Origin of the sequence: Alteribacter populi (assembly GCF_002352765.1) — a bacterium.
GTDB classification, from domain to species: Bacteria; Bacillota; Bacilli; order Bacillales; family Salisediminibacteriaceae; genus Alteribacter; species Alteribacter populi.
In genome coordinates, this window is record NZ_KZ293963.1 from 4,362,240 (window position 1) to 4,379,698 (window position 17,459).

Here is a 17,459-nt window from a genome sequence, read left to right on the forward strand (position 1 = left end):
TCGAGAGGAAAAATATCACAAAATCTGGTAAAGTGTAAAGGAGAATTAGAAATAAGAAACGGGAGAGAAAGCACATGACGTTAAAACTTGTGGATGTGACAAAAAAATTTGGACCCTTTACTGCTGTTGATCAAATTAACATGAACATTCCTAAGGGTGAGATGTTTGGAATGCTTGGTGCCAATGGCGCAGGGAAAACGACTACGTTTCGGATGATTTTAGGACTTATCGATCAATCAGATGGGCAAATTACTTGGGACGGAAAAAGAATAGGCTATCACTCAAGTCATTTAGTTGGCTATTTACCAGAAGAACGAGGCTTGTATCCGAAAATGAAGGTGAGAGATCAGCTCGTGTATTTAGGCAGATTACGGGGCATGAAGAGAAGTGACATTGTCAAAGAGTTGGAAAGCTGGCTAGAACGTTTTAATGTGCCGGAGTACATAGACAAAAAAATTGATGAGCTGTCAAAAGGGAATCAGCAAAAAATTCAATTCATTGCTTCTGTCATTCATCAGCCAGAATTACTTATTCTTGATGAACCATTCAGCGGATTGGACCCAGTAAATGTTGAACTATTAAAGAAAGCAGTTATCGATTTAAAGAATGAAGGAACCACAATTCTTTTTTCCTCACATCGAATGGAACATGTAGAGGAGTTGTGCGAACACTTGTGTATTCTACACCACGGTCGTTCTGTCGTTTATGGTGAATTAAGAGAAGTAAAACGCTCGTTTGGCAAAATGAAACTTGTCATTCATGCAGACTTTAAAATGGACGACCTTTGTCATTTTGAAGGAGTCAATCAATTTAAAGAAACACTTGATGGTGTTGAAATGCAAGTACAAAGTGATAGGGTAGCTCAACGAATATTTGAAAAGTTGGGCGGGAGAGGGTTTGTTAGAAAGTTTGCACTCGAAGAACCTTCACTGAATGATATTTTCATTGAAAAGGTGGGTGCTTCCTATGAATAAATTTTTCATCATTTTGTTTCATACGTTTTTTTCAAAATTTAAATCAAAGTCCTTTATTATTTCGACGATTATAACCGCAGTTATCGTCGCTGGGATTGCTAATATTGACCGTATCTTTGAAGCTTTTGAGGATAGAGGAGTAGAAGCTGATAGGGTCGGTGTCATTGAAGTAGATGAAGGCAAGGGTTATACAGATCGACTACTTGAACATTTACAGCCCTTTTCCGAGCAGATAGAACTTGTTCCGTTAACGGATTCAGAGGAAGATGCTGTTGAAAAGGTCGAACGTGGTGATCTTGATGGCTTGCTAATGGTTCGTGAAGGAAATAGCGGAATGCCTGAGGGTTTTTACCAAGCCAACACAGTTGCCGACCAACGAGCACCAGAGTTAGTGGAGCAAGCACTTCAACAAGTGAAAGTAGAGGTAGCAACTGCTCAACTCGGATTGGACGAGGCAACTGTAGAAAATGTGTATGCGCCAGTAACTTTTGAAACAGAAGCGATCAGTGATACAGCCCGTTCGGAAGAGGAAATAACGCAAACCCGATTTCTTGTAAATGCGCTAGTCGTTGTTATTTATTTTTCGGTCCTCGCTTACGGGAACATGATTGCGATGGAAGTCGCGACTGAAAAATCTTCGAGAGTGATGGAAATTCTCGTATCGAGCGTTTCTCCAGTGAAGCAAATGTTTGCTAAGATTTTAGGTATTGGTTTACTCGGGATCATTCAATATATCTTGATTATTTTAGTTGGCTACTTGTCAATGAGAGGAAATGTCGAGTCAGGTGGGTTTGTAGGAGACATTATGACTGGAGTTCCAGGGGTGTTGATTGTGTATGCCTTATTATTTTTCCTGTTAGGATATTTGTTTTATGCGACTATCTCTGCTGTCCTTGGTTCTTTAGTAAGTCGAACAGAAGAAGTAAACATTGTGATCACACCACTGACTCTCATTGTTGTCGTAGCTTTCCTCATATCTATGTTTGGTCTTAATGCACCAGAATCGACACTTATTACTGTTACATCTTATATTCCTTTCTTCACGCCGATGGTCATGTTCCTGCGTGTTGGCATGTTGCAATTGCCTTTTTGGGAATTAGCATTAGGTATCGCTATTATGGTTAGCTCGATTGTGATCCTTGCCTTTGTAGGTGCAAGAATATATAAAGGCGGCGTATTGATGTATGGGAAAATTTCATCTTTAAAAGATATAAAACACGCACTAGCTTTATCTAAGAAAGAATCTTAAATCCCCTCACCCTTCATCCAGTATTGAATAAACTGGGCATTGAAGGGAGGACGGATATGAATAAACAAGAAATGTATCAAACATGTAAAAACCATGTGAACCGTTACGTTATGGTGACGACTCAAGATCAGCAAATGTATGACGGCATAGTAGAAAATGTTGATGACGACTATTTGTACCTAGCTGTTCCAACAGGCGGGATGGATATAATGAACGGAAATGGCATGCAACAAAGGAATAGTGGCTATCATGGGTTTGGATACGGAAACTCGGAGAATCATGAAACCACTCATTCTGATAAAAGGTTTTTTGGGGGAGGGTACGGTGGCTATTTCGGCTACCCTTATTACCCTTATTACCCTTATTACCCCTACTATCCTTACTACCCACCGAGAAGAAGGTTCCAACGACTGATTCTTCCTCTTGCAGCCTTAACAGCCCTATCAGTTCTTCCATTTTACTAAAAGACTGTTTTCATTAATTTTTTCGATACCCTTGAAACAATGAGTGAACCTATTGTTTCGAGGGTTTTTCTTTTAGAGAACCTTCCGGTATTTAATTTAAAAGTACAGTCTTTATAAAAATGACCATTAAATGTATATATATAGCGAACAAATGATCGCTTTATATGGTATAATTGAAGAAAACGAAGAAAGGATGGAGAGGGTTGGAAACAATTCGGTTTATCCATTGTGCGGACTTACATTTAGACCGTCCATTTGAAACATCGAAACTTCCTGACATTGTTTTAGCTAAATTGAAAAACAGTGCTTATGAGTCCTTTGAAAGGACCATTGATTATGCAATTGAGTATCAAGTCGACTTTGTAGTCATCAGTGGGGACTTATTTGACCTTGAATATCGTAGTATCAAAGGTCAGTTGTTTGTGAAAAAACAAGCTGAAAGGTTACACGAATCAAGGATTTTCCTTTATATCATTCATGGTAATCATGATCCATTAACTGATACGGTTTCTGAAATAACCATGCCAGAAAATGTGGTCGTATATAGTACAGAAACGAAGAGTGTGCTACATAAAAAGAACGAAAAACCAATAGCGAGAATCTATGGATTCAGCTACCCAGCCAGAAGTGTGACGGAGAACAAGATCGACAGCTATATTGAAGTAAAAGAACAAGATGATGTTTTTCATGTCGCCATGCTTCATGGACAAGAACAGTCTCAAAAAGATCACGACCCTTACGCTCCGTTCACACTTAAAGAGTTAAAAGAAAGCGGCTTTGACTACTGGGCGTTGGGTCACATTCACAAGCGTCAAGTGTTGAGCGAAGACCCTTATATTGTTTACCCTGGAAACATTCAAGGAGGGCACCGAAAAGAAACAGGCCCTAAAGGGAGCTATCTTGTTGAACTTAAAAAAGGCGATGAGAGCTTAACATTTCTACCGACCTCCCCCATTGAATGGCATGAAGTCGATGTATCGATTTCGGAACTTTCTACGGTTGACCAACTTTTACAAGTGTGCGAACAAAAGATGATTCAAGTGCTATCTCCAGGTAAGAGCGGTTTGTTTCATCTCACCTTTTCTGGAGAAGGACCATTACATGAACAGCTTGCCAAGCGTCATGCCCCTGAAGAATTACTTGAGGAATTAAGAGGGGATGAAGCGGCATTTTATAACGCGTTCCAGTGGGTGGACCACCTTTCTATTCAAACACGTCCAGCATTTAACCGTGAACATGCAAAGCAGCAAGATGATGTATTAGGGGATATGCTGCGAATTATTGATACTTTTGAAGTAGATATGAAGGAAGGGAAGTTGACTGAACTTTACAATCATCGGACCGCTCGACGATATTTGTCTTCATTATCTCCAGAAGAACAAAAAGAGATTATTAATGAAGCGGAACGTTGGCTGGTACATCGTCTAGGCAATGAGGTGGAAGGTTAATGATCATAAAAAAAATTGAAGTGTATGGGTTTGGAAAGTGGTCCAATGAAACATTTCACTTTCAAGAAGGATCGCTACAGCTTGTTTTCGGCGAAAATGAAGCAGGGAAATCTACGCTGATGGCCTTTATTCAAGCCATTTTTTATGGGTTTCCAAAAAAGAATGAAAGAGCGAAATCTTATGAGCCTCTCCATCAAAATCAGTATGGCGGTGCAATAACTATCTGGACCAAGTCAAAAGGGGTTGTTCGAATTGAGCGTGTCAAGCGTAATCGAGTGAGAGGGGATGTAACGGTACAATTTTCAGACGGAAGTGAGTCTGGTGAAGAAGCACTGCAATCCATTATGGGGGGATTAAATGAAGCTGCTTTCCAAGGCATTTTTTCATTTAATCTGAAAGGTCTTCAAGGCTTGGAGAATATGAAAGCAGAGGAAATAAATGAATTTTTATATGATACAGCGATTACCGGTGGGCCTTCTTTATTATCGAGTGAAAAAGAGGCAGAGACGCAAATGCAAGATCTCTTTAAAGCGAGGGGGAAGAAGACCCCGGTAAATCAGCAGCTTAGAGTTTTACAGGAACAAGATAAAAGAGTCCAGGAGTGGCAAAGAAAACTAGCCGATTATCGGAATCTTGTAGCGAATAACCAACAATTAGAAGAAAGTCTTTTGGAACTTGAAAAACAGAAACAAGGTTATGAACAACAAGTTTTAAAGTGGGAGCGTGTAAAAAAGCTTCTTCCGCTGCAGCAAAGATATCGGAACTTGCAAGCTAAACTTGATGAAGAGCCGGCCTTATCATTTCCAGAGAAGGGTGAAGATCGTCTTGACCGGACGCTAGAGAAAAAGAAAGAGTGGGAAGGTTTTCTGGAGGAGGAAAATGAAAGAATGCATCTCCTCGAAAATAAAGTATCAACGCTTAGAAAAGTCGTTTCAAACGACTGGGAATCTTCTCAGCTTATCTTTCAAAAGCTTAATAAACAATCCGGTGTTTATACCGAACAACAAAGAACAAAAACGTCAATAATAGAGAAGCTCAGACAATTAAAAAAGGAACGAAACTTTCTTGAAGATGAGTGGGGGTGGGGAATAGAAAAGACTCCATTCTTGCTTGAGAGAAAAACAACAAGAGCGGTAAAGGATGAGTTAGCCTCGGTTGATACTCGTGTGAAAAAGTCTGAACATGAATGGACCTCACTTAAAACAGAGGAAAAGCACCTGGAGCAGGAATACCGACGATTAAGTGGAGAATTAACCGATACTGAAAAAAAACTACTTTCTAACGATAAGCGTGAACGATATTACGAATGTCTTTCCCGTGTCCAGGAATACGAGTCAGTGAAGCCACAACTAGCTTTTATGGAAAACCGTCAAGAACTTCTTCAAGCAGAAGACAAACGGTCCTCATCTATCCAACAACTATTTGACACTTCATTGGTTCGCATAGGTATAGGATCAATCCTTCTCCTGCTTGGTGGATGGATCGGGTTTACGAATGACTGGGTAATTGGTACGGTAATTGGAGTTATCGGAATTACATTTGTACTTGCTTCTTTAGGAAGGAAACAAACAGAAATCAATAATAACAACAGTACAACTCCAAGCGAGAAACACCATATCCAATTAGAGCTTGAGAAATGGGCATCCTTTCAAGACGAGATAGATCAATGGCCGGTTGAGGAATGGAAACACCTTCTAAAGGTAGATGAACAATTCAGACAAAAGGTTGAACAGATACAACTTGCTCTTCAACAGTGGGAGCGTCGAAAAGCCGAGAATGCAACCGAGCTTCAAAGAACCTGTGATCAGTTATTTACGGAAAAGAGGGAGTTAAACAAATGGGCTATTAATTACGGGTTTGACGAGGGATTCACAGGGGAGCAGTATCAGGAAATGATGCAAGACAGTGTCAAGTGGAAAGAGCTTTATTCAAAGGAACTATCATTAAATGAGCAACTCGCAGAAATCGAATCGATGAATAAAGAGTTCAGAGGAGAAGTAAAGAAGCTAGCTTCTTCCATTGGGGTTCACTACACAGGTGATGACCTACATGCGCTATATCAAATCGAGAACTGGTTAATAGACCAAAAAGAAAGTCAAAGTGCACTAAATCAGCACATAGATCACCTTGAAGAGGCAAATGTAAAAAAGAAAGCGGCAATTTCAAGAATCTCCAAACAAGATGAAGAGATAGGCCGGTTGTTTAAAGAAGCTCAGGTTACAGGTGAAGAAGAATTCAGAGCTAGAGGAGAACAGGTTCGTGTAAACCGTAAAAAGTATGCTGAAAAAGAATCTCTAATGTTGCAAATGAAAGCCATTTCCCCATCTGAACGCTTGGAAGATGAAATGGCACTGTGTGAAATGTGGGGAGAAAAAATCGAAGAAAAACAACAAGAGGTCCAACAACATAGGCACCTGCTTAATCAAAAGCATCGGACAGCTGTTGAACAAGTAACAGAAATGAAACAGGATTTGAAAGTACTAGAAGACGGCCAAACGTACCAGGATTGTTTACAATCCTTCGAAATGGAAAAAAAACAGTTACAAACGATGGGTAAACAGTGGGCGGTCTACGCAGTAGCTAAAGAAATCATTCAAAAGACGAAACAAGTGTATGAAAAAGAGCGCCAGCCTGCAGTAATTCAAAGAGCGGAATTCTTGTTTCAAAAATTAACAAATGGAGCTTATGTACGTCTTTTTGCTCCCTTAGGAGAAATGAAGTTTATCGTGGAGCGTCAAGATGGCGAACGTTTTGAACCTGTAGATCTAAGTCAAGGCACGTGTGAGCTACTTTATTTATCGATTCGCTTCTCTTTGGCAACATTATACCAAAGAGAGGAAGCATTTCCTTTAATTATTGACGAAGCATTTGTAAATTTTGATGCCTCTCGACGAAAACGGGTGATGAACGTTTTAAAAGAATTGGCTGAAGATCATCAAGTTATTTACTTTACTTGCCATGAATACGTTGTAAAAGAAGAAGGACTGCCACTCCTTTCTCTTGATCAAACGATACGCACTTAAAAAGTTGTAAAACGGTGTAAATTAGAGCATAATTGTTCTTTCGTCCAGAATTATTATAAAATAGTGACGTAAGGTGTCTTAATTAACATCATAGTTAAAGGGTGTGTGTCATTTGGATAAATTTCAAGTCAATCTAGTCGAAGACGAAAAAAATCTAGCAGAAGTTATTAAAGCATATATGGAGAAAGAAGGATGGGAAGTGAGCATTTTTACTGATGGTAAAGAAGCTCATGATGCGATTAGTCAGCCGACTCACTTGTGGGTGCTGGATATTATGCTTCCTGGAATGGACGGCTACCAACTGTTAAAAGCAATAAAAGCGGAACATGATACGCCAGTTATTTTTATTTCTGCACGTGACAAGGACCTTGACCGGGTTTTAGGGCTTGAACTGGGCAGTGATGATTATCTGGCTAAGCCATTTATGCCAGAAGAACTTGTGATTCGGGCAAAGAAGCTCTTAAATCGCGTATATCAGGCTGAACAACAAGAGGAAGATAAAATTGAGCTTAATGGCTATACAATCGATGTGAATTCAAGAACAGTGTTGGATGGTAATGATCAAGTAGAACTTACGACAAAGGAAATGGACTTGATTATTCTGTTAACCTCCAATGTAGGAAATGCTTTGTCACGTGAAGACATTATTGAATATGTATGGGGAAGCGACTATTTTGGCTCAGAGCGTGCTGTAGATGATGTTGTTCGACGAGTCAGAAAAAAACTCCCACGAGTACATGTTGAAACATTATACGGGTATGGTTACAGGGTTTTATCGTCATGATCAAAATGAATCTGACACAGCGGATTTGGTTTTCATTTATTGCCATAATCCTAATGGTCGGGTTATTGATCGGCATAATCTATCCAATTTCGTTAAAAAGTACGTTAACAGAAGAGACGTACCGAATTATCGAGCAAGAACAAGCACGGTCGATGAATCCTTCTGGTGAACACCTTGTGCCACCTTCATCAGACCTGGAGTTTCTTGAACGAAGAGAAGCAGAGCGTTCGGTTGGTAATGTTTTCTTAAGAGACCAGTATGGAATACTTGAAGGCGATCAGGTACCAAACGATGTATTAAGGGAAATGGTCCAAAACGCTCAAAACCAGGAGGATGACAGACGTGGTCGTTACGAATTAACGTACAATGAAGCGACTTTATTTTACACCGTCTTCAAAGTTTATCACCCAGATGGTGAGATCTTTCATATTTCCTTCATGTGGGATACGTACCGAGATCAAATGGTGAACCGCCTTTGGAGTCGATTGTTTTATATTATGCTTTTAGCAGGGTTACTAAGCTTGATCCCCGCTTTTTGGCTGAAGCATTATTTAAAGCAGCCTTTAACAAGCTTAGGAAATCATTTTGAGCAAATCGCCAAACGAAATTGGAAAGAACCATTTCACTGGGAAGGCGATGATGATTTCGAAAAACTGTCCGATCAATTTGAGCAAATGAGACAAAACTTAATCCGGTATGACCGGGCGCAGAAGACATTTATTCAGCACGCGTCTCACGAGCTAAAAACACCAATCATGGTTGTAAAAAGTTACGCTCAGTCTGTGAAAGACGGGATTCTCCCCCGTGAAAACATCCCCTCCAACATGGATGTGATTCTTGAAGAAGCGAACCGTATGGAAAAGCGTGTAAAGGATATGCTCTATTACACAAAACTCGATACACTAAAAGAAACAACCATGGATAAAGAGTTTTTTCCATTCGGGTCCATTGCTTACCAACTTGAAGAACGATTTCGAATGCAAAGGGAAGATGTGAAAATCACGGTAACAGGTGAGCAAGTAGACATCTATGGTGATAAAGAACAGCTACAAGTGTTGCTGGAAAACCTGGTAGAAAATGCCCTTCGGTATGCAAATTCTATAATTGAAATGAGTGCAGAAGAAAAAAAAGACCAAACCATTCTTAGCGTATTAAACGATGGAGATCCAATCCCTGAAAAAGAGATGGAGCATTTATTTACCCCTTTCCGCAAAGGAAATAAAGGTCAATTTGGTCTCGGGCTTGCTATCGTTAAAGGTATTAGCGAGCTTCATAAAGGCTATCCAAAGGTAAACAATACTGAGGAAGGCGTTTGTTTTAAAATTATTTTACCAAAGCAACAGAAAAAGAAATGAAAATAGGGGACAAAGGTGAAGTCCCTACATTTGAAGAATTTCAAAATGTCGAGGGTGCCTCAATAAGTTGGGGCATCCTCTTATTCAAGAGAGTATTCCGTTTAATGAGATCGAAATCAAGAAACGAACATAGAACATCTGTTTGAAAATCTATGCTATACTTGAATTACTTATAAACAGTTGATGGAGAGAGGGAGGAGACGATGAAAAGAGGAATTAAGCATCATCAAATAGGAGATGCCGTCGAATCATACTTATTAATAAAAGCTTCAAAAAAAGGACTTGCTAGTAATGGAAAACCTTTTTTAACATTGATGCTTACCGATCAAAGCGGCGAGATTGAAGCCAAACTTTGGGGCTGCTCACCCGAAGACGAAGAAGTTTTTATTAGTAAAGCTATTGTACATATCCACGGCGAAGTTAATGAATACCGAGGCAATCGACAGCTGAAAATCAAAGCGATTCGTCCCACTTCTGAGATGGACCAAGTCAATACAGCGGATTTTTTACCGTCTGCACCACTACCCCCTAATGAAATGCTGGAACGAATTAATCAATATTTGTTCGAGATGACCAATCCAAAAATTCAACGGATCACAAGGCACCTTATTAAAAAGCATCAACAAGCCTTTATGGAAGCCCCAGCAGCAACTAGGAACCATCATGAATATGTGTCGGGATTAGCTTACCACGTCATTTGTATGCTGGACTTAGCAAAATCAATCTCTGCATTATATCCAACTCTGGATTCCGATCTGCTTTATGCGGGTGTTATTTTACACGACTTAGGAAAAGTACATGAACTGTCTGGTCCGGTAGCAACTGAATATACAACAGAAGGTAAGCTGATTGGGCATATCTCCATCATTGTTAATGAAATTGCTGAAGCCGCTAAAGAGTTAGAAATTGATGGTGATGAAGTTCTCGCTTTACAACATATTGTTCTCAGTCATCATGGAAAGGGAGATTGGGGAAGCCCCAAGCCTCCGATGATTCGAGAGGCGGAAATTCTTCACCACATTGATAACTTAGATGCAAAAATGAACATGATGGACAGGGCATTAGATGGTGTTCAGCCAGGTAAGTTCAGTGAGCGAGTGTTCGCTATGGAACAACGCTCATTCTATAAACCTGCCTTTCATGATAAGCCACTAGATTTATAAAAAGAATGAGAGTTTAATTTAACATGAAAAACGAACAAAGCGATTAGCTTGTTCGTTTTTTCGTGAGATTGGACACTTCCTTATGTTACTCCGGTTATATATGTTGAGTAACTGTAGAGAAATGTTTACAACCCTTGCTTCTCTTTATGGACGTCATGAATGACCGCATCCTCAAACCATTGGAAACACTCCGAATCATGCCATTGATTCCAAGTCAGTTCTCTGCATTGTTCCCATGTTTTGTTGCGAATTCACAAGTAAAATAGTTTCTACTTTATCATGAACAATTGGAAAGTATAATAGAGGCGTGTCAAGGGGCTTTTTTCTAAGAGAAAGTATAAAAAATCTACGCTTCGATGTCTAACTCCAGGCGCGTCAAATAACTTGCTCGATTAAAAGTAAAAAGCACTTTTTTTCCGACAGAACATTTGCATGTCGTCGGGTAAGGGCGCCTTGCACTTTTCTTGTAATTGGCCATATGACCATTGCAGTAGCTGTATTTCATTCATGAGAATAATCCTTCCGATTCATGAGTATGATTATATGTTTCATTCCCTTTTCTCATTTATATAAAACACTATCTATCATAATTTTCTAAACTCGCCATATTATTAATAGAGAAAAGTAAAGTAGAAAGGATGATAGATTGATGAACCGCGTCAAGATTGTAGGGGTCATACTTAGTATTGTATTTACAGCATTTATGGTGCGTATTTTATCTTTGACGAAGGTAGGGGAGTTTCTCTTTCAAGTTCCTAGTTGGGTTTACCTCATTTATGCAGGCGTCGTATTTTGTGGTTATAAGGCAGTACAATCATTTAGCGATGAACGGAGGAAAGAAAGGGTACTCATTGAGCAGGAAGGGGAAATGATTATGAAAAAAGTAAGAGAAGAACGTTCAAAAAGAAAATTGGGCTCATAGATTTCAGGATTTGTTAGGTTTATGAAAATACGCTGAAGGCGGGAGAAAAGCTTGCGAAAGTCGTGAGAGCAGCGAAAAATAGCGAGCATCATCTGAAGTGCAATTAAAACTAAAGTTAAGAATCCCAAAAAAAGAGTCTGTTTTTGATTTTGCATTCCAAAAACAGACTCTTCTCTAATTAATTTTCAAAAAGGTGGTCAAACCGACTATCAAGGACATTAATTTCAACTTCATCAAGAAGTTCCTGTTGTTTTTCTCCCATTTGTTGAAGTTTTCGCTGGTTGATGCCATTGATAAGCTGCTCTTCAACCTCTTCAAAATCATCTTGAAACGGATTACGATCGGTGACCTGGATAATGTGGAAGCCAAAGTCAGAGTGAACAGGTTCACTAATCTCATCAATCTCAAGTGAAAATGCTGTTTCTTCAAAAGGTGGTGTCATCGCACCTCGGCGGAAGAAACCAAGTTCTCCACCTTCCTCACGAGATCCTGGATCTGTAGAAAACTGCTCCGCTAATTCAGCAAAGTCTTCACCGTCTTCTAAACGTTGGAAAATTTCTTGTGCAGTATCTTCGTCTTCAACGAGAATGTGGCGAGCCTCCACTTCTTCGCCACGTTCATACTCTTCACGTAACGTTTCCTCGCTTGGATCACCTTCATCATCGATGAGTTTTTGGAGTACAAGGTGGTGCTTGATGCGTTCACGTAGTTCACTTTCTCCACCCATTCCTTGCATTTCAAGCATCATGGAAAACTCTTCATCTGTTTCAGTACCCATTGTTACTTTAAGTTCTTCCACTTCTTCATCAATATCATCTTCTGTTATACCTAATTCATTTGCTTGGTTTCCTACAATCGTGGACTGGACCATTTCTTGAAGAACCTGGGCCCCAGAGACATCTTTTAATCTATCTACAAATTCTTCCTCTGTTATATTTCCGGCGCTTGTTTCTACAACGATATGATCTTCGCCGGAAGTCTCAGTTTCGTTTTCGTCAGTTGCTTCTCCATTCGTGCATGCTGTAAGTAAGAACGCAAGGGAAGAAGCCGTTATAATCCACTTGTTTTTCAATAGTTACACTCCTTTTAAACGATATCGGACAATAATGACATAGATGACACGTTTTACTATAGCACAATCTGAATTATATTCAAACGATTTACTGTCAATGTAGGATCTGACATTTGACTAAAAAATGTCGGGTAAATTCGTGACAAACGTCCAAACATACTGCCCGCTTTTAAATAAGATGTAGGGAACACTGAAAAGGAGGGATACCATGTCACACTCTCATCAATCTGGTTTTGCATTGCTGGTAGTGCTGTTCATTTTACTGGTTATCATCGGAGCTGTTTGGGCTTATTAGCTAGATTCACTAATGTGAACAAAGAGCTCTTTAGAAGATATTCAGCATAGGCGGAAAGGGGGAAGCGCTTGTGAGTGATAAAGGTTACGGCTACGGCACTGGTTTTGCGTTAATCGTGGTGTTATTTATCTTGCTTGTTATCGTAGGGGCTGCTTGGTACTAGGATACATGGAGGAATAATTGCACCATGAAAATTAGGGGAGCAAAAAAGAGGCTGTATCAGGTGAGCATTAGCTTACCTGATACAGCTTTAGATTTTTTTCAATAAAATTTAGGTGAAGAAGATGCGTAAATAAGAAGAAGTGAGTAAAATCATAATTAAGACATTAATCGTCCGAAATACTTTCGGCTGCTTTTCTTCTGGAATTTCTTTTTGTATACACAAAGAATTCGTCATTGAATTAATAGTAAATAGGTATAATGCAGAAAACAGAACAAATGGAATAATCATCAAGTAACCCCCATCAATATGGCTCATTCTTTTATAACTTTATCAAAAGATCTTAAAAAATCATAGTATTTTTGGCTAATCAAAAGTTTGGGGACGATAACGATCAAATCTTTGCTAAACTATGAAAAAGGTATTAGCCTTCCAAATTTAATACGACCTAGAAATAGAGAGGAGAAGCACAGGTTATGCAAAAGTCGCAAAATAAATGGAAGATCGCATTTATCTCCCTTCTTTCCATTGTAACATTAATTGTCATTTTCATCATGTTTTTGCTCTACCGTTTGTTTGGTCCTATAGAGGATCCTGAATGGACAGAAAGAGGAAGAGAAGCTTTGGAGGGCCAGTACCCTTCATTTACAGTAGAGGCGACAAAAGAGAATCTTAACCGCCTCATTGAACAGGAATTGGAAAAAGAAGATCCTGACAGGGAATACAATATTTTTTTGGATGATGAGGTTCACTTTCAGGCTTCATTTACCGTAATAGGTCAACAAATTCCAGTTGACATGAACTTGAAACCTGAGATAACTGATGATGGCAATATCATATTACAAGAGACTTCTTTTAAAGTAGGACAACTCAATTTGCCTTCTGAACAAATTTTCAGGATGATGGCCTCTGTCGTTGATTTACCTGATTGGGTGTATATTAATTCGAGTGAATCTAATATCTTTCTTCATCTACAGGAAGGCATATCAGATGAACTGGTTGCTGAGGCTGAAGAGTTTAACTTAGAAGAAGACAATATCCGATTTCGAATTTATTTAACAGAGAAGAATGAAGCCCCGTAACAAGTTGTTACGAGGCTTCTGTTTTATTTAAAGTAGGGTTTTCACAAAGGATGTGAAATCCGTCATCGTACTCTTCAATCCAGGACCTTTTTGGCGCTGATTTAATGTGTTTAAAGTAAAGGAAATCATACATGCAAATTCCTACATTTACTGCTGATATCAAAGCTGTGTAATGCAGTAAGTGAGGGAATGCGATGGCTGTAAAGATTGAGCCGCTTGTAATGAAAATCGCCGGAGAGCAGATGGCCAAAATAGATAGACGCTTGGCTAATGGCTGTTTGGCTGTGAAATATAAAAACGGCCAACGATTAGTACGTACTCCCAATGTGGCCTTCTTTCCGACCATCCATATAGGCAGGCAATGAAGAAACATGTGTGTTGGAATGACGGAAGCCAAACATATGAAGAGAAACCCTGCTCCGTAGTCGACTAAGGGTACTCCTGAAAACAACGTTCGAATAATTAAAAAGTAAAGTAAAAAATAAAGAAGCATCATCATGCCTGATAAAAACCAAAGCCGAAAGCGACCGATGTCTTGAGTAATCGATACAGTTTTCCAGCAATTCATCTGCTCTCACCCCCTTTTGTAGTTACTCTAGTAATTTACGATGGATGAGGGAAAAATTCAATAGGTTTTTTCAAAAAAAAATACTTGATTTTTCGGGTTTGAGGGAGGTTTCTTAATAAGTAAGAATGGCATTTAAACAGCTACAACGAATACGTCAAAAAAACTGCTTCAGAAATTACTTCTGAAGCAGTTTTTTTTGACGTGTTTGTTACGATGACCGGGCGCTTGATTCTGTTTTTTCCACAGGTGACAGTTTGCCATCCACTTCCGTAAAATCACTTTCTATTTTTGATAAAGATTTCTCAAAAATAGACATGAAGTCAGGACCATAGATATGTTTCACAATACTTGTGATTTCGGAAAATTCAGGGAATTTTCCGTATAACTCTTTGATTGGTAGGGATCCACTGTAAACACCATAAGTCTCAGGGTTGTAGTTTTTCAATGTTTCTAACAACAATTCCTCGCCTTCCTTTGTAAGGAAAACATAAGTATTTCGTTTGTCGTTTTGTCGTTTTGAAAACGTAAGCAAGCCTCTTTCTTCCAATTTTTTGGAAAAGTTAAAGGCAGTAGACACATGCATGACCCCAAACTTAGCAATGTCAGAAATCGAAGCTCCTTCTAGCTGGTACGAAATGAGTAAGATATGATGTTCGTTGATGTTCAAATTGTACGGTTTAATCCATGTCTGCCAGTCTTTCTCAATTGATTTCCAAAGCGCTTTGCTTAGTTGTGCTACTTTGTGACTGAACATGATGGACTGTTTAATGGATTGTGTGACTTGTGTATCCATAAGTTCCCTCCATCTTTAAGAGAATCCATAAGAAAATAAGTATTTTCTAAAAATTCATTATTTTTTCAGGAAAATGATATTTTAATCATAACATAGAGGTATTCTGTTTAACAATACCGTTTCAGTATTTTCTGAAAATTGAACCTCCAGGCAGATAGACACCACAAGAGGCGATGAATGAAAGGGAGGTTGAACAGTTCAACAGTTTTTATTAGTAAGGAACACCGCCTTCTTGTATGGATGGAAAAGACATGGAAGCAGGTCTGTGTTTTGATCTGAAATACTTATATAGAAATACTGAATCTGGAGAGAAATCATTTGATATTGCCTTTATTAACATGTATGTTGTTGGCGAAAGTTAGCCATGTACTCAGTCAAAATTTTCGTTGATTCCGTTGTGACAGCATTATAAAGGGAAATACGACAACCGCCTACGGAGCGATGTCCTTTTAAGCCAAGAAACCCTTCGTCCATAGCGCGTGTTAAAAATAATTGTTCTAATTCCACAGAAGGAAGACGAAACGTTATATTCATCATCGAACGGCTGTGTTTTTCTGCATGAGGGAGATAAAAATGGTCAGACTGATCCATCAAGCTGTAGATAAGATTAGCCTTTTGCGCATTCCGTTCATGAAGTTTATCAACTCCACCTTGATCGATGATCCAGTCCATCATTAACCCCATAATGAAGACAGAAAATGTTGGAGGAGTGTGGTAGAGAGAATTTTTTTGCTGATGAGTGCGGTAGCTCATGATTTTCGGAATGTTATCATTGGCAGATTCGAGCCATTCTTTTTTTACAATGACAATTGTGACCCCGGCAGGGCCTGCATTTTTTTGTGCCCCAGCATAAATGAAATCGACTTTCGACCAGTCAATTGGTCGGCTGAAAATATCACTTGACATATCTATACAAACAGGTAAATCATGATGATGTTGAGGGTATTGATACCATTGTGTACCGTATATCGTATTGTTAGAAGTCAGGTGAAAATAAGCGGTGTTTTCATTGGGTTCCCAAGAATAAATGTTCGGGATCGAACGGTACTGTTTTTCTGCACTACTCGCATAAACGTAGCTTTCTCCGCATCTTAAAGCCTCTTCATAAGCCTTTTCTGACCAAGAACCAGATAGGACATAGCCGGCTTTTTTACCTGGTGTTAAAAAATTCATTGGAATCATGGCAAATTGCAAGCTTGCCCCACCTTGGAGGAAAAGAATATCAAAGTTGTCAGGGACTTTAAGAATTTGCTTTATCTTTTCTTGTGTGCCAAAGTGAATTGCTTCATATTCCTTTGAACGGTGGCTATACTCCATGATGGAGAGATTGCCGTTGTCTATGTTAAACCCTTCTTCTTTGGCGCGGCGTTTAACTTCATCGGGTAATGCAGCAGGTCCTGGGTTAAAGTTGTGCATGTTATTCATCCTCTCTTAGAAAATCGACTGTGACTATTCTCTTTCTTCATAAACATAAAATCTCCTTCTCAAATCAAAAAGGTTTTGTGCGTAATTGCACAAAACCTTTTTGAATGTAAAGGGCTAAAAGGAAAACGTGGCCTACACGTCGCTCGTTAAGGCATTAATTGAATATGTTTTTTCACTCCGTTTGCCATTTCAGTCAGTTTTTCAGTACTATATTCACTGCCGTGCTCTTTCCAGACGGCCCCAAATCCATCACCCTTCCCGTAGCGTGGGATGAGGTGAAGGTGAAGATGAAAAACGGACTGACCTGCTTCTTTGCCGTTGTTGTTTATAATGTTTAAGCCAATAGGCTCAAATTCAGCTTTTAGAGCGTTGGCTATCTTAGGAACAGCTGAAAATAATTGCTTAGGCGTTTCACCTTGCAACTCATAAACATTTTCAACGTGATGTTTCGGGATGACAAGGGTATGCCCTTTTGTTACTTGGCTAATATCAAAAAATGCTACAACGTGTTCATCTTCATACACTTTTGCTGATGGTATTTCCCCGTGTACAATTTTACAAAAGATACAATCTTCCACACTATGATGACTCAAAACAATTCATCCTTTCAGTTATAACGAATTTTTCTTATTTTACCATATCTTGTCCGTAAACCAAAAAGAGCATGTCTATCTTTGTTACC

General features: G+C 39.1%; 18 protein-coding genes. 12 read left to right on the forward strand and 6 right to left on the reverse strand.

Features of this window, described 5'->3' with window-relative positions; all coding sequences use genetic code 11:
* Nucleotides 1–74: 74 nt before the first annotated feature.
* From CDZ94_RS20215 to CDZ94_RS20255, 9 genes are all read left to right on the forward strand, one after another.
* A complete protein-coding gene (locus CDZ94_RS20215) occupies nucleotides 75–974 on the forward strand; it encodes an ABC transporter ATP-binding protein (protein ID WP_096440278.1) in 900 nt (299 codons plus the stop codon).
* The gene (locus CDZ94_RS20220) at nucleotides 967–2,223 is read left to right on the forward strand and encodes an ABC transporter permease (RefSeq protein WP_096440280.1); all 1,257 of its coding nucleotides are present in this window, start codon (nucleotides 967–969) and stop codon (nucleotides 2,221–2,223) included. Before CDZ94_RS20215 ends, CDZ94_RS20220 begins: the two co-directional genes overlap by 8 nt.
* Before the next feature lie 56 nt (nucleotides 2,224–2,279).
* Nucleotides 2,280–2,687: a hypothetical protein gene (locus tag CDZ94_RS20225; RefSeq protein WP_096440283.1), complete on the forward strand. Its 408-nt coding sequence runs from the start codon at nucleotides 2,280–2,282 to the stop codon at nucleotides 2,685–2,687.
* A gap of 203 nt (nucleotides 2,688–2,890) precedes the next feature.
* Nucleotides 2,891–4,135 (forward strand): metallophosphoesterase family protein, encoded by a 1,245-nt coding sequence (locus CDZ94_RS20230; RefSeq protein WP_157911791.1) that lies wholly within the window; start codon nucleotides 2,891–2,893, stop codon nucleotides 4,133–4,135.
* Entirely contained in the window at nucleotides 4,135–7,158 is a 3,024-nt protein-coding gene (locus tag CDZ94_RS20235) for an ATP-binding protein (RefSeq protein ID WP_096440287.1), read from the forward strand. The genes CDZ94_RS20230 and CDZ94_RS20235 overlap by 1 nt, the downstream gene beginning before the upstream one ends.
* A gap of 112 nt (nucleotides 7,159–7,270) precedes the next feature.
* Nucleotides 7,271–7,942 carry a response regulator transcription factor gene (locus tag CDZ94_RS20240; RefSeq protein ID WP_096440289.1) on the forward strand — a complete coding sequence of 224 codons (672 nt, stop codon included), beginning with the start codon at nucleotides 7,271–7,273 and terminating at the stop codon, nucleotides 7,940–7,942.
* On the forward strand, nucleotides 7,939–9,297 hold the full coding sequence (locus CDZ94_RS20245) for a sensor histidine kinase (protein WP_096440291.1): 1,359 nt from the start codon (nucleotides 7,939–7,941) through the stop codon (nucleotides 9,295–9,297). The genes CDZ94_RS20240 and CDZ94_RS20245 overlap by 4 nt, the downstream gene beginning before the upstream one ends.
* 203 nt (nucleotides 9,298–9,500) lie before the next feature.
* On the forward strand, nucleotides 9,501–10,460 hold the full coding sequence (gene yhaM / locus CDZ94_RS20250; RefSeq protein WP_096440293.1) for a 3'-5' exoribonuclease YhaM: 960 nt from the start codon (nucleotides 9,501–9,503) through the stop codon (nucleotides 10,458–10,460).
* Between the two features lie 649 nt (nucleotides 10,461–11,109).
* Complete coding sequence (locus tag CDZ94_RS20255) at nucleotides 11,110–11,382, forward strand: sporulation YhaL family protein (RefSeq protein WP_096440295.1); 273 nt, start codon at nucleotides 11,110–11,112, stop codon at nucleotides 11,380–11,382.
* 178 nt (nucleotides 11,383–11,560) lie between these two features.
* On the opposite strand, the gene CDZ94_RS20260 is transcribed toward CDZ94_RS20255, so the two are convergent.
* Nucleotides 11,561–12,454: a peptidylprolyl isomerase gene (locus CDZ94_RS20260; protein ID WP_096440297.1), complete on the reverse strand. Its 894-nt coding sequence runs from the start codon at nucleotides 12,452–12,454 to the stop codon at nucleotides 11,561–11,563.
* Between the two features lie 208 nt (nucleotides 12,455–12,662).
* On the opposite strand from CDZ94_RS20260, the gene CDZ94_RS20265 reads away from it, so the two are divergent.
* Complete coding sequence (locus tag CDZ94_RS20265) at nucleotides 12,663–12,749, forward strand: YjcZ family sporulation protein (protein ID WP_096440299.1); 87 nt, start codon at nucleotides 12,663–12,665, stop codon at nucleotides 12,747–12,749.
* A gap of 70 nt (nucleotides 12,750–12,819) precedes the next feature.
* Nucleotides 12,820–12,912, forward strand: a complete 93-nt coding sequence (locus CDZ94_RS20270; protein WP_096440302.1) for a YjcZ family sporulation protein — start codon at nucleotides 12,820–12,822, stop codon at nucleotides 12,910–12,912.
* A 108-nt stretch (nucleotides 12,913–13,020) separates the two neighbouring features.
* On the opposite strand, the gene CDZ94_RS20275 is transcribed toward CDZ94_RS20270, so the two are convergent.
* Nucleotides 13,021–13,200, reverse strand: a complete 180-nt coding sequence (locus CDZ94_RS20275; RefSeq protein ID WP_096440304.1) for a hypothetical protein — start codon at nucleotides 13,198–13,200, stop codon at nucleotides 13,021–13,023.
* A gap of 185 nt (nucleotides 13,201–13,385) precedes the next feature.
* On the opposite strand from CDZ94_RS20275, the gene CDZ94_RS20280 reads away from it, so the two are divergent.
* Nucleotides 13,386–13,991: a YpmS family protein gene (locus CDZ94_RS20280; protein ID WP_096440306.1), complete on the forward strand. Its 606-nt coding sequence runs from the start codon at nucleotides 13,386–13,388 to the stop codon at nucleotides 13,989–13,991.
* Between the two features lie 7 nt (nucleotides 13,992–13,998).
* Here CDZ94_RS20280 and CDZ94_RS20285 read toward each other — a convergent pair whose 3' ends face one another.
* From CDZ94_RS20285 to CDZ94_RS20300, 4 genes are all read right to left on the reverse strand, one after another.
* Nucleotides 13,999–14,559, reverse strand: a complete 561-nt coding sequence (locus CDZ94_RS20285) for a DUF3267 domain-containing protein (protein ID WP_096440308.1) — start codon at nucleotides 14,557–14,559, stop codon at nucleotides 13,999–14,001.
* A gap of 208 nt (nucleotides 14,560–14,767) precedes the next feature.
* Nucleotides 14,768–15,352, reverse strand: coding sequence for an HTH-type transcriptional regulator Hpr (locus tag CDZ94_RS20290; protein ID WP_096440310.1), 585 nt, complete (start codon nucleotides 15,350–15,352; stop codon nucleotides 14,768–14,770).
* A 333-nt stretch (nucleotides 15,353–15,685) separates the two neighbouring features.
* Complete coding sequence (gene serC, locus CDZ94_RS20295; RefSeq protein WP_096440312.1) at nucleotides 15,686–16,777, reverse strand: 3-phosphoserine/phosphohydroxythreonine transaminase; 1,092 nt, start codon at nucleotides 16,775–16,777, stop codon at nucleotides 15,686–15,688.
* Nucleotides 16,778–16,923: 146 nt separating this feature from the next.
* Nucleotides 16,924–17,370, reverse strand: coding sequence for an HIT family protein (locus CDZ94_RS20300; protein ID WP_425352552.1), 447 nt, complete (start codon nucleotides 17,368–17,370; stop codon nucleotides 16,924–16,926).
* Between the last annotated feature and the right edge of the window lie 89 nt (nucleotides 17,371–17,459).